Annotated in this window: 11 protein-coding genes and 1 tRNA gene; 8 read left to right on the forward strand and 4 right to left on the reverse strand. The window is 51.6% G+C overall.

Features of this window, described 5'->3' with window-relative positions:
• Positions 1-2: 2 nt before the first annotated feature.
• Both AC6I6U_RS08815 and pilB read right to left on the reverse strand, forming a co-directional pair.
• Entirely contained in the window at positions 3-1,220 is a 1,218-nt protein-coding gene (locus tag AC6I6U_RS08815) for a type II secretion system F family protein (protein WP_497881578.1), read from the reverse strand.
• 3 nt (positions 1,221-1,223) lie between these two features.
• A complete protein-coding gene (gene pilB / locus AC6I6U_RS08820) occupies positions 1,224-2,924 on the reverse strand; it encodes a type IV-A pilus assembly ATPase PilB (RefSeq protein WP_497881579.1) in 1,701 nt (566 codons plus the stop codon).
• Positions 2,925-3,148: 224 nt separating this feature from the next.
• On the opposite strand from pilB, the gene AC6I6U_RS08825 reads away from it, so the two are divergent.
• From AC6I6U_RS08825 to AC6I6U_RS08860, 8 genes are all read left to right on the forward strand, one after another.
• The gene (locus tag AC6I6U_RS08825; RefSeq protein ID WP_497881580.1) at positions 3,149-3,556 is read left to right on the forward strand and encodes a pilin; all 408 of its coding nucleotides are present in this window, start codon (positions 3,149-3,151) and stop codon (positions 3,554-3,556) included.
• 124 nt (positions 3,557-3,680) lie between these two features.
• Positions 3,681-5,312 carry a hypothetical protein gene (locus tag AC6I6U_RS08830; protein WP_497881581.1) on the forward strand — a complete coding sequence of 544 codons (1,632 nt, stop codon included), beginning with the start codon at positions 3,681-3,683 and terminating at the stop codon, positions 5,310-5,312.
• Between the two features lie 41 nt (positions 5,313-5,353).
• On the forward strand, positions 5,354-6,769 hold the full coding sequence (locus tag AC6I6U_RS08835) for an O-antigen ligase family protein (protein ID WP_497881582.1): 1,416 nt from the start codon (positions 5,354-5,356) through the stop codon (positions 6,767-6,769).
• A 39-nt stretch (positions 6,770-6,808) separates the two neighbouring features.
• Positions 6,809-6,884 (forward strand) — tRNA-Thr (locus AC6I6U_RS08840).
• Between the two features lie 161 nt (positions 6,885-7,045).
• Positions 7,046-8,392, forward strand: a complete 1,347-nt coding sequence (locus tag AC6I6U_RS08845; protein ID WP_497881583.1) for a tyrosine-type recombinase/integrase — start codon at positions 7,046-7,048, stop codon at positions 8,390-8,392.
• A gap of 327 nt (positions 8,393-8,719) precedes the next feature.
• Positions 8,720-8,983: a type II toxin-antitoxin system HigB family toxin gene (locus AC6I6U_RS08850; RefSeq protein WP_176513881.1), complete on the forward strand. Its 264-nt coding sequence runs from the start codon at positions 8,720-8,722 to the stop codon at positions 8,981-8,983.
• Positions 8,980-10,191 carry an ImmA/IrrE family metallo-endopeptidase gene (locus AC6I6U_RS08855; protein ID WP_497881584.1) on the forward strand — a complete coding sequence of 404 codons (1,212 nt, stop codon included), beginning with the start codon at positions 8,980-8,982 and terminating at the stop codon, positions 10,189-10,191. Before AC6I6U_RS08850 ends, AC6I6U_RS08855 begins: the two co-directional genes overlap by 4 nt.
• A gap of 10 nt (positions 10,192-10,201) precedes the next feature.
• Positions 10,202-11,332 carry a beta family protein gene (locus AC6I6U_RS08860; protein ID WP_497881585.1) on the forward strand — a complete coding sequence of 377 codons (1,131 nt, stop codon included), beginning with the start codon at positions 10,202-10,204 and terminating at the stop codon, positions 11,330-11,332.
• 97 nt (positions 11,333-11,429) lie between these two features.
• Here the strand turns inward: AC6I6U_RS08860 and darG are convergent, their stop codons facing one another.
• The gene (gene darG / locus AC6I6U_RS08865; RefSeq protein WP_497881586.1) at positions 11,430-12,578 is read right to left on the reverse strand and encodes a type II toxin-antitoxin system antitoxin DNA ADP-ribosyl glycohydrolase DarG; all 1,149 of its coding nucleotides are present in this window, start codon (positions 12,576-12,578) and stop codon (positions 11,430-11,432) included.
• 5 nt (positions 12,579-12,583) lie between these two features.
• Positions 12,584-13,183 (reverse strand): DUF4433 domain-containing protein, encoded by a 600-nt coding sequence (locus tag AC6I6U_RS08870; RefSeq protein WP_497881587.1) that lies wholly within the window; start codon positions 13,181-13,183, stop codon positions 12,584-12,586.
• Positions 13,184-13,207 lie beyond the last annotated feature (24 nt).

Below are 13,207 nucleotides of genomic sequence, written 5' to 3' on the forward strand. Positions count from 1 at the left end.
GGTTAGACCACTTGGCCAAGCTTGAAGATAGGCAGGTACATGGCGATCACCAGACCGCCGACGATGACGCCGAGCACGGCCATGATGAGCGGTTCCATCAGGCTGGTGAGACTGTCGACGCTGTTGTCGACTTCGGTTTCATAGTAGCTCGCGACCTTGTCGAGCATATCGTCCAGGGCCCCGGATTCTTCGCCGATGGCGGTCATCTGCAACGCCATGCTCGGGAACACGCCCGTGGTGCGCATGGAGAAGTTCAGTTGCATGCCGGTGGAAACATCCTGCTTGACGCGGTTGACGGCGTTCCTGAATACGACGTTACCGGTGGCACCCGAGACCGAGTCCAGCGCTTCGACCAATGGTACGCCGGCGGCGAAGGTGGTCGACAGGGTGCGGGCAAAGCGGGCAACGGCGGACTTGTAGAGTATCGGGCCGACGATCGGGATTTTCAGGAGCGTACGATCCATCCAGTTGCGAAAACGCTCGGACGTCTTGTGTGCGCGTATCAGTCCATAGATGCCGCCGCCCAGGCCAAGAACAACGACCCACCACCAATCCTGCAGAATCTGTGAAAGACCGATCACCATCAGGGTGAAGGCGGGCAGTTCCGCGCCGAAACCGGCGAAGATCGCCTGGAACTGCGGCACCACCTTGATCAGCAGGATCCCGGAAACAATGATCGCGACCAGGATCACCGCGATCGGGTAGTTCATGGCTTTCCTGATCTTGGACTTGAGGGCCTCGGTTTTTTCCTTGTAGGTCGCTACCCGCGAAAGCAGGCTTTCCAGGGCACCGGCCTGCTCACCCGCGTCGACGAGGTTGCAATACAGGTCATCGAAGTACTCCGGTTTCTTGCGCAGCGAGGTCGCGAAGCTGTTGCCTGCCGCGACCTCCTGCTTGATCTCGTCCACCAGCTTGCGCATGTTCGGGTTGTCGAAGCCTTCGGCAATGATGTCGAAGGACTGCAGCAACGGAACGCCGGCCTTCATCATGGTGGCCATCTGGCGGGTGAACAGGGCGATATCCAGGGGCTTGATGCGCTTGCCCTTGCTGAACAGCGAGCTGCCTTTCTTGCGGACCCGGCCGGGATTGATCCCCTGCTTGCGCAATTGCGCCTTGACCAGCGCCGGGTTGTGGCCGGTGAGTTCGCCGGAGACCTTGGCACCTTTCTTGTCGGTTCCTTCCCAGGCATAGGTACTTATCTTTGCCGCTTTAGTTGCCATGAATCAGTCCTTGGTCACCCGGTTGACTTCTTCCAGGCTGGTCAGCCCCTGCATGACCTTGCGCAGGCCGGAAGTCCGCAGGTCGTTGAAGCCCTCCTTGCGCATCTGCTCGGCGATCTCGATCGAGTTGCCTTCGGCCATGATCAGCCGCTGCAGTTCCGGCGTGTTCTTCACCACCTCATAGATACCGACGCGCCCCTTGTAGCCGCCATTGCATTGGTCGCAGCCGACAGGTTCATAGACCTTGAATGTGCCGATCTGATCCGCAGGGAAACTTTCCTTCAGCAAGGTCTCCTGGGGAATGTCGATTTCCTTCTTGCAATGCGGGCACAGTTTGCGCGCCAGGCGCTGGGCGATGATCAGGCTGACCGAGGTGGCGATGTTGAACCCGGGAATTCCCATGTTCTGTAGGCGGGTCAGGGTTTCCGCCGCGCTGTTGGTGTGCAGGGTCGACAGCACCATGTGGCCGGTCTGGGCCGCCTTGATCGCAATCTCGGCGGTTTCCAGGTCGCGGATCTCGCCGACCATGATCACGTCCGGGTCCTGGCGCAGGAACGAGCGCAGGGCCTGGGCGAAGTCCAGTCCCTGTTTCGGGTTGACGTTGACCTGGTTGATGCCTTCCATGTTGATCTCCACCGGGTCTTCGGCGGTAGAAATGTTGATATCCACGGTGTTGAGGATATTCAGGCCAGTGTAGAGCGAAACGGTCTTGCCCGAGCCGGTGGGGCCGGTGACCAGAATCATGCCCTGCGGCTGCTTCAGCGCGGTCATGTACAGTTCTTTCTGGTCCGGCTCGTAGCCCAGGGCATCGATGCCCATCTGGGCGCTGGACGGGTCGAGGATCCGCATCACGATCTTCTCGCCCCATAGCGTCGGCAGGGTGTTGACCCGGAAGTCGATGGCCTTGGTCTTCGATATGCGCATCTTGATCCGACCGTCCTGGGGTTTTCGGCGCTCGGAGATATCCAGGCTGGCCATGACCTTCAGGCGGGCGGCGATCCGGCCGGCCAGGTGAATGGGTGGGCGGGCGACTTCCTTGAGCATGCCGTCGGTGCGCAGGCGTACGCGATAGATCTTTTCGTAGGGTTCGAAGTGCAGGTCCGAAGAGCCGCCCTTGATCGCGTCCAGCAGCATCTTGTTTACGAAGCGCACCACCGGGGCATCGTCGGCATCCTGGCCGGCAATGGCTTCATGTTTCTTGTCGTCGACAGACTCGATATCCAGACCTTCGAGATCGACATCCGCCATGTCTTCCAGGCCAGTGGAGTTGCTGTCGAAGAACTTGTCGATGGCCTCGGTGAGCTTGTCGTCCTCGACCAGGATTGCCTCGGTATTGAGGCCGGTGCTGAACTGGATATCGGTGATCGCCTGATGGTTGCTCGGATCGGATATCCCGACGAACAGCTTGTTGCCGCGCCGCCATAGGGGCAGGACATGGTGTTGGCGGATCAGTTTTTCACTGACCAGGCCCTTGGGTTGGCTTTCCTTGTCGAGGCAACTCAAGTCGAGCAGGGCGACGCCAAAGTGCTCGGAGGCAATTTCTGCAACTTCCCGGCTTTTCACCAGCTTGTGCTGGACCAGGTAACTGACCAGGGACATGCGATTGCGTTGGGCTTGCTGATACGCCTGCTGAGCGTTCTTGTCGGTAATCAGCTCGGCCGCCACCAATTGCTTGGCGAGGCCGGATAGGGCGATATCGTTCATTTAGGCACCAGATACAGACATTGCGAGTTTTATAGCGTAGTCGGGCGGTGGTGCCAAATCGGGGATGGGGAGGTGACAAAAAATGTCAGGTTTTGTTGTTCTGAAGCAGTTCCTGTGAAAGGGAAGGAGCTCTTTCACGGGCGGGTGACGGTTCCATGAGGCATGGCACGGGGCGTGCTACGGAGTGCATGAGCCATACGGCCTTTCACGTCTGGAGACGAAATATGAATGCTCAAAAGGGTTTCACCTTGATCGAACTGATGATCGTTGTGGCGATCATCGGTATTCTGGCGGCGATTGCGTTGCCTGCTTATAACACCTACACGCAGAAAGCACGGTTTGCGGAAGTGATTTCGATCGCTGATGGATACAAAGCTGCTGTAGCAGTATGTATGAGTGATCTTGGGAACACCAACGGCAATGGTTGCAGTGCCGGGACTCAGGGGATTCCGGCTGCAGCGGCTGCGACTGGCAGCTTGGCGTCTGGCATGACAGTAAGCAACGGTGTGATCTCTATGGCCGGTACGGCAGCTGCTGGATCGAAAACCTACATTCTCACGCCAACTATGGTGAACGGTGCAATTACGTGGGCTCAGTCCGGAGACTGCTTGGCGGCTGGCTACTGTAAGTAACTCTTAACTCGGCTAGTAATTTTAATGGCCGGTATTAAATAAGCTGGCACCTTTTCTAGGTGCTGGCTTTTTTTGAGGGTAGAGGTTTATCTGGTTGTATAGATATTTTCATGGTGTCTAACGTATGCGGATTTTCTATTTTTCATTTTTTGTACTCGTGGTTTTGGTTTTTTTGTGTTTTCCGTTTCTTAATAATGGTTTGGTTTTTGATGATGAGCCTTTTTTTCGCGTCGGAGCGCCAGCGGCTTTGTTGGAGCGTGGTTTCAGTTTTTATCCAAGGATTTGGGTGTATGACTCTCTTGCTATAAATTTCGTGTATTTTAGTGATAAAATATTGTGGCTGAGAGTTGGAAATTTATTTTTTCATTTCAGCACCGCCGTTGTCTTGTTTGGGTTTGTACGTGATTTGTTGGGTAGATTGGATTTTAATAGAATATCTTCTGTAAGTGTTGATGTCTCGGCCTTCTTTGTCGCCTTTCTGTTTTCTGTACACCCTATAGCTATCATGACTCAGGGTTATCTTATTCAACGTACTATAGTCTGTGCGACGCTGTTTGCCTTACTTGCGCTGTGGACCTTTTGGCGCGGCCTTGAGGGTAACCGTTGGGGGGTATGGGTTTCTTGCCTTTGTGTATTACTTTCGCTGTACGCTAAAGAACATGCTGTAATGCTTCCTGCTCTTTGCTTTTTATTATGGGTGTTGCATAAGCGTAGTCGGTTGAATTTAGCTGCTGGGGACAAGGAGGTTTTTTTTGCATTGCTTATTCAATGTGCGATCTCTGTTTCCGTGGTCTTATGGTCAAAAGGGGTAATTGGTCAGACATACGAAATTCTTAGTGATGAACTTTTAGGTGAGGAGACGATTCAGCCCAATGGCTCCCTCTATCTGTTGAGTCTTTTGAATCAGATGGCCCTTTTCTTCAAGTATTTTTCAGTTCTGGTCTTGCCTCAAGGCAGCACGATGGGATTGGATTTAAGGGTCCCTTTTCCGTTAAGTTATGGGGTTTGGTGGATTTGGGCGGGCTTGGCTGCTTTCGTAAGCTACGGAGTGATTTCTTTTTTGCTACTTATGCGTGGCGGCAGTAAAGGGTTACTGGGTTTTGCGCTGTTGTTTTCATGGGTTTTTTTTGCGACAGAGCTGGTTACCGTTCGTTTGCAAGAGCCTTTTGTGCTGTATCGAAGCTATCTTTGGGTGCCGGGCTTTTTCATTGCTCTGGCATTGATCATTCGGCGCTTGAAACGTATCTACTCTTTTGCATTGGTTCCTGTGTTTGGTCTCTATTTTTTTGGTCTTTCTTATGATCGATTAATGTCTTTGTCAGCACCATTTTTTGTGTGGAACGAGGCAGCTCAATATTTGGAGTCCCAAAATGGGCAGCCAGGCGTGTTTGGTGGATACCGGATTTATTATAATCTTGGGACTACTTATCTGGATGCTGGATTTGTGGATCAGGCTATAGTTAATCTTGATAAATCTATCGTGCTGAAACCGGATTATGCCTATGCTCATCACCAGCGTGGTCGTGCCTTGTTTTTGAAGAACGAACTGGAGGCGTCCCGGTTGGAGTATGAGCGGGCTATCTCTCTCAAACCGGATTACCTGAAAGCTTATCTGGGCATGGCAGAAACATTGAGGTACCTTGGGCGTTCAGGTGAGGCTAAGCGCTATCTTGAAATCGGATGTAGTAAAGGTAGCCAGTTGGCCTGCGAAAGGCTGCATCCGACGAAACCCTTAGTATTGGCGCCGAAGAGTTGAGTCGATCAAAAGTGCTTATAGATTAGTGTTTCGAGAGAGTAATGGATATCGTTAGGAGAACGGCGACAAGATTTTGGTTGCTACTGACGTTTTTCATCCTGGCTGTGATGATATCCGGTCACGGCCTTGGGAACCATGATGGTCAGCGTTTTGGTCAAATCGTCGTTGTCAGCATGGCGTTTGCTTTCCTAATGTTGTATGGCAAGAGACGTATTTACCGCATTGTCGATCTGCCTGCAGCGCTGGTCTGCGGAGCGATTCTGTTATTAGGGATTGTTTCGTCATTGCTTGCACATCAAGCTCCTTGGGCTTTTGCGGAAATTGCGCTTATTGTCGCCTGTTGTCTCTGCGCAGGGGCCTTTGCAGTTGCACGACGTTCAAATGGCGCTTCTCTTGATCGGATTCTGATTTTTTTTCTGGTATTCATCTGCGCCTTCAAGAGTTTCGATTTCCTGGGGCTGGCATTCCGCTCGTTCTTCAACACTACGGGCGTCCTGGATACCGACAGGTTTCTCAGCGGCTTCTCGAACAAACGCTTCTACGGCCAGTTCCAAACCTTCACTCTACCGCTGCTGACTCTTCCCCTGCTGTTGGCGAGCAAGCGTTCCGCCAGGCTCTGTGTATTCGGCCTGCTGGTTCTCTGGTGGATGATCGCGATCTCTGGTGGCACCCGTGGCACCTGGCTTGGCCTGGGTGTCGCCGCTTGCCTGCTAAGCATGTGCGGACGGGGCGGCAGGCGCTGGCTCTCATGGCAATTGTCGGCCGCCGCCTTGGGCCTGGTGCTGTTCTGGCTGGTATTCGGTGTCCTGGCTGATTGTCTGGGCCTTGCGGTAGTGAACTTCGCCGGCGATCGATTGACCACCTCGCTCTCTGCCCGTGACGTGATCTGGCAACAAGCCTGGGACATGATCCGCGAACGCCCCTGGCTCGGCTTCGGCCCCATGCACTTCGCCGATATCCACAACCCTATCGCTGCCCACCCGCACCAGGCGATCCTGCAATGGGCCTGCGAGTGGGGTATTCCCTCCACTCTGCTGGTGATGTGGCTGGTCGGCCGCGGTCTCTGGGCCACCTTCCGCCTGGTCCGCGAGCGCGCCAACTCCAACGACCCGGTCGACCTGCTGCGAGTCTGCCTGTTCGCCAGCCTTATCGGTGCCCTGACCCAATCCATGGTCGACGGCGTGATCGTCATGCCGTACTCCCAGCTGTGGTTGTCCCTTGTGGTCGGCTGGCTGATGGGCATTCATGTCTGGAAAAGCGAGCCTGCCAAACCTAACGCCTTCATTCATTTTTCGTGGATGGGCATCAGCACCGCCGCAGTATTGTTCCTGGTCTACGTGGTGATCCGCGACGTGCCGCACCTGGACGAACGTAACAAGCTCTATCAGCAGCAATACGGCGGACACTACCAGCCGCGTTTCTGGGCCCAGGGCGTCATCGCGATCAAGCCCGATTAGCTTGCTCCGCCCGTCGGCCGATGCTAGCGTTAGCGCCACGCCGGTGTAGCTCAGTCGGTAGAGCAGCGCACTCGTAACGCGAAGGTCGTAGGTTCGATTCCTATCTCCGGCACCAGTTCAGGTTCCAGCGAAGGCTACTGAAATCTCTGGAACCCCCGTAAAACCCGCCTTCTGGCGGGTTTTTTCGTTATGGCGTTCCGTCGGATTCCGACAGCTGCCAGCCGATTTAGGGGTAACGTTTGGGATAAAGTCGATTCGATAAAGGGGTATACCCTTATGGCTCGTACTACTGCTCCCCTGACTGACACCGCCTGCCGCTCGGCCAAACCTACTGACCGCCCCTACAAGCTTTTCGACGGTGACGGTCTTTACCTCCTCGTTTACCCCAATGGCCGCAAAGGCTGGCGCTTCCGGTATGTGAAACCGGATGGACGAGAGGGGCTGACCTCGTTTGGCAATTATCCCGTCATTGGTCTCGCAGATGCTCGGCAGAAGCGCCTGGAGACTAAGCGGATGGTGGCTGAGGGCATCGATCCGATTGCGTCCAAGCAGCAGGCCAAGGCCGAGGCGGTTGTCAGAGGCCACACATTCGAACGCGTTGCCTTGGACTGGCATAAGGAAATGTCCGTGAAGTGGGCACCTGGCCATTCCCGGACAGTACTGAGTCGTTTGAAGACTCACGTATTCCCGCTGCTAGGCGCACGGGCCATCGTGGATCTGGATACCTTCGACCTCATGCAGCCGCTTGAGGCAATCAAGAAGCGCGGCACGATTGATGTGGCTTTGAGGGTACAAAACTACCTGCAGAGCATCATGCGTGAGGCAAAGCGGCTGCGGCTGATCACGGTGAACCCTGCGTATGACCTTGAGGGCTTCATCAGCGCGCCACGGGTTACGCATCGGCCCGCACTTCCGCTGTCACGCCTGCCTGAGTTGATGGACCATATCGAGAACTACAAGGGACGTACGCTCACTCGGCTGACCGTCATGCTGTCCCTGCATGTGTTTGTCCGGTCCAGCGAATTGCGCTTCGCACGTTGGAGTGAGTTCGATCTGAAGCGCGGTATTTGGGAGATACCTGATACGCGACCGGCGTTGGACGGCGTTCCGTATTCGACCAGAGGGACGAAGATGGCGGGCGATATCCACCTAGTCCCTCTGTCACCGCAAGCGGTGGCGTTGCTCGAACAGATTTATGCGATCACGGGGTACTTCGATTTGGTATTCACCAGTGACGCTCGCTCGTGGAAGCCTATGTCCGAGAACACGGTCAACAGCGCTTTGCGGAACATGGGCTATGACACCAAGACCGAAATCTGCGGGCATGGCTTTCGGTCCATGGCGTGCAGTGCCTTGGTCGAATCCGGGCTTTGGTCAGAGACGGCTATTGAGCGGCAGATGAGCCACAGGGAGCGCAACAACGTTCGGGCGGCGTATATCCACAAGGCCGAGTTCCTGGAGGAACGTCGAATGATCATGAGTTGGTGGAGCCGTTACCTCGAAGCGAACCGGCAGGAGCATATCTCGCCGCATGAGTTCGCGAATCAGACCGGGGCAAACGTTTCTCGCCTCAGAGCGAGGCGTGGCGCAGTCGAGTGGCCTTATTTATCGGATAGCAGGTAAGAAAACACGCCCGTGCATGTATTTGATTGGTGATTTCACAACAAAAACCTTATGACTCAATTGCTTAAATTACGCCGGTTGAGCGTGTGCCGCCAATTCCTTGCAGATCTATCTGCCCTGACGCGCTAGCGTAAAGAGGCAGGTTTATCGCCAGTATCTCCTGGGGAAGATAGAAAATCAGCGTGTAAGTCAGCTCGTCTTTTAAATCTCGTGAGGGTAGTGAGGTGCGTGTGGAGGCCGGCTGTTGTTCGCGATTTGGGAACACTCCCTTGACGTGTGGTAGGGGTTGAGGTAGCTTGTTCCCAAATTGGGAACAAAGCGACGATCATGAGATTGCTTGGTAGAGAGAAACTGCCTCCTCTTCAGGGGGAAAGCGAGCATATCCGCAAATGGATTTGTGTATGGGTGAGTGAGATCGGTCACGCAAAGTGGAAGGTTCCAGCCGAGCTACTCGAACAGTACCCTAATGCCCTTTCAACTTCCGAAGATACCTTTCTCTTCTCTATCTGTGAGTCCAACACATTCTTAGAGTTGAAGATCGCTTTTGCCCAAGGAATTGCAATAATCACTGCAATAGTGAAAAAATTATGAAAATCTTGAGCCCTAAAATTATCAAAACAGAGGAACAATACCTCGAATACTTTAATGAGGTGCATTCTCTGATAATTTCTTCTCCGAGACTTGGTTCGGAGGAAAGTGATAGGCTCGAACTGCTTTCGATGCTCATAGAGGACTATGAGAAGCAAAAATATCCAGTAGAGGCTCCTGATCCAATTGACGCTATTCTTTTTCGTATGACCGAAAAGGGATTGAAGCAAGCCGATTTGGTTCCATATTTTGGAACCAGAAGTAGAGTGTCAGAAGTATTAGCGAGGAAACGACCTCTCACAGTGCCTATGATTAGAGCTCTGGCAGTAGGGCTTGGTATTTCAGCTGACACCTTGGTTGGGCTTGATGAAGTTGGGAGTAGCCAAAATAAGTCTAATGTAGACTGGTCGAAATTCCCTGTTAAGGAAATGGTTGCTAGGGGCTGGATTGACACCATCACTAGTAAAACAAAGAAAGCTGTTGAGGACATCGTTCAGGGATTTATAGCGGAAATGGGGCTGCAAGAAAGTGGAGCTTCTTTCCGGCGTACGCTTTCAGGTGACTCACCTACTCCAACGACAACTTATGCGCTTTATGCATGGCTGGCTAGAGTTATACAAAGAACGCGGGAGATGAAAAGTGAGCTTCCGGAGTACGATAAGACAAAAGTCGGTGAAGCCTTAATCAAAGAGGTCGTTCAGCTCAGTCGTTTTGAGGAAGGGCCTCGAATGGCAGTGGAGTTGCTTAAAAAACATGGTATAGCAGTAATTATTGAGCCTCAGCTAAAAGGTACAATGCTTGATGGTGCTGCTCTTAAAGAGGTAGACGGTACCCCTATTATTGCGCTGACCTTGAGGTATGACAGGGTCGACAATTTCTGGTTTACTCTGGTGCATGAAATGGTGCACGTTTGGAAACATATCGATGACGCCAGTGAAGCTATCCTAGATGATTTGGAACACGGCAGCACCGACAAAAGAGAGTCAGAGGCTAATAGAATAGCACGAGATGCATTCATACCCCGGTCGATGTGGAAGCGTACCGATGCATATTTGAAACCAAGCAGAGAGACGATTATTAACTTAGCTAAAGAGCTTAAGATACACCCAGCGATTATAGCTGGTCGCCTTAGAAAAGAAGCGGGTAATTATAACCAGTTTACCGATCTAATAGGCCAGGGAATGGTTAGGGCTCAACTCGAAAATCTATGAGGTATGAAATATGAATAATCAGTATTTCCCCATCGTTCGAGCTAAATCTGGTGAGATGGAGGCGCTGTCTTACTTGAAAAAGTTGGACAAGTCTTCGTTTGAGCGTTGTACGCCTATATTTGAGATCACCAAGCTTGAAGGTAGAGATCTTGAAGTCGCATGTAAGAAAAGCGTTACCCCTTATGAGTACTATCTAGATAAGCGTGCGCATGAGATTGCTGAGGTATTTAGGGGTAAGCGCGTAATGCTCGATGTCTCGCAATGGCCTACCGAGTTCACTACCGAAGGTGGTGAACAAGTATTGAGTCATGTTTGCAATAGGCTGAGCGACCTAGGGGTTGTTGTTTGCCCTGTGATCGGATATGACAGATGGGATGCGGTAGAGTACCGAGAAACCATCAAGGCTATGGATTTGCCGAATGACGCATTTTTCTGTATCAGGCTGGACAACTTGGCTATTGAGGACCTTGGAGACCCTGATCACCTCAACGAGATAATTGAAGATATGATACTGAGTGTGGGGCTGAATGAGTCCAGCACTCCAGTAATCATTGATATCGGTGATGTGACCAGGTTGCCAATGCAGGAACTGATGGAAGTCATAGAGTCTGCTTACGGGCACATGAAAGGCCTAGGTTTTGAGAAAATCATCATAAACGCAAGTTCGATACCAGACACTATTGATAAAGCAGTAAAAGATCGCGACTCAAGTGGCTTGGTTCAGCGAAAGGAAATGATTGTATGGAAAGGTTTTCTATCCGCTAATCCGCGAGCCTCTCTCTATTTTGGTGATTATGGAGTCAGGAGTCCTCGGTCTTCAGATAATATTGCGCCAAATATGAATGCTAAGATTAGATATACAGTAAATAATGCATTCTTTGTAGTTCGCGGTCACTCTGTGAAAGGCGAGGGCGGCTTTGCTCAAAGTCAAACCCTTGCGAAAACAATTGTGAGCTCACTTCACTACAGGCAGCCAAACTTCAGCTGGGGTGATGCCATGATCAAGCAATGTAGTTTAGGTAAGATAGTAGGTAGCCCAACTGATTGGATCGCTTATGACACTAGTCATCACTTGCAGTCGGTTATTGGTGAAATACACGAGTTCACTACCCAGATCGCAGCCATTGCAGCTCGTGTGTAACTGAGGTAGGGGGCAACAAAGTCTTGATTGTGCACCCCCTCACTCTTTGAGCCCGAACCAGTTAAAAATGGGAGGGCTTGCGGTGAAATGCTGTCATTTAGCAGAAACTAAACTCGTCACAGCTGATCTCCGCTACTGGTAGGCAGTCACTGGAGCTGACTCGAATCCATCCAAGGATCGCAAGACTACGGATCGCAGAGGCGATAGCTTCTCGTTTGGATTCGGTATTCCAAGCCTTCTTCCACGACAGGACGAAATCAAAAACCTCTCGCTCAGGCACAATTGTAACTTTCTGGTCTTCTTTGAGCTTGCTTACCGCATAAAAAACGGTCGCCACTTCTTCAGCTTGTTCTGTGTTTTTAATTCTACTAAAAAGATCAACGGTTTTTGATATTTTACTATCGTTGCGTTGTAGTACATCTTTAAATTTATCGCGCGCGGATTTATATTCTGGCCCAGTTCTTAGTGAATTCATTCGTCCTAATTGAACTTCACTTATGAGATTCGCGTTCGCTAAGGTGCTCAAAAGCTTTTGTACTTCTTCAGAGAAAGGACCGTAGCTTGCTTTTTTGAAGTCTAGATTGGTGTCAACGCCCAAAGCTGTGATGGCATGACAAATTTTTTGAAAAATGGTACGTCCAACTTTAGGTGCGTATGGTTGAGACTCAAGTTGGTGTAGAACTTCTAATAGCACAATCCAGTTTGGATTTATCTTCTGGTTTTTCGAGCCTTTGTGCGAAGATACTTCGAAAAGCTTTTGCTGTGACGGGCTAAGAAAGTCGGTAGTGAGTTGGCTCGCTGGAGTACCAAATGGTGCGTACATTTCCACCGGAATGTCAATCTTCGAAAGCATCTTATACATGATTGGCCCTATCAGTTCCCACTCCAGTCCGCCATTTCCACAACCCAAAGGAGGAAAGGCTACGGATGTGATATTCCATGTTTTATAGTTTTCAACAAAAATCACTAGCCCGTTTTGTATGTCCACCAGTTTGGAGGGGGAGCGCCAGTGGTCTTTGGTTGGAAAATTTATAATTGAAGTTCCGAGGATGTCCGTGTAAATGTAAGGTATGCCGGGCTTGACAAGCTTTTGTGAGCATCTTTCCACGTAGTCTTGCATTAGGCCCGGCCAGCGTTTTTTGAATTCTAATGCTACGCCCTTGCCCATAACGCCGACGCAGTTCACGGTATTGACCAACGTCTGCGCGTTGCTTTGGAACATGTCGCCTATAAGAACTCTGATCACGCTGTTCACCTGAAGAAAAGATGAGGGTTGGACGTTACTGGGATTCGCCAGTTCAACCCAGCGAGTACAGTCTCAACTTTTTGCTTCGTTGGGTCGTCACAAGTGTAGAACCCTGTGATGTAGCCAGGGGCCACAGCCCCAGGAACAAGGGTTTCAGCACATTTCGCAGCCTTTTTTTGCCATTCGACAATCTGTTCCTGATCTTTCCAGGAGTCCGCGAACACGTAGTCGAAATTGATTCTTGCCATACCGTCAGGATAGGAATGAAACCTTACGTAGTCCGAGGCAGCATTCTGGTCGCTCACTACTACATTGGGGAGCTCTAGCACTCCACGGCTGACCCTGACAACACAAAGGTCTGAATGAGCATTTTTCCTGAGGTAGAGCATTGGATTGCGGGCGCAAAAATAAAGATTCGCATACTGATGCAGACGCATTCCGTTTGGGACTGTCTTGCCTACCCTACGATCCTGAATTGCTTGGGCGGCTACCGATGAATGCGGAAGCGCTGCAGCTCGGTCGTGGCAGAGAATTCCGTGCTGGAACACTGATGGAAGATTCTCGATTGGCATGATGCAGTGCAATTCTACTACACGGTGGCTCATAGGCATCCCATCCATACGTCAGGT

This window comes from Pseudomonas sp. UTLPPB19802 (assembly GCF_059730225.1).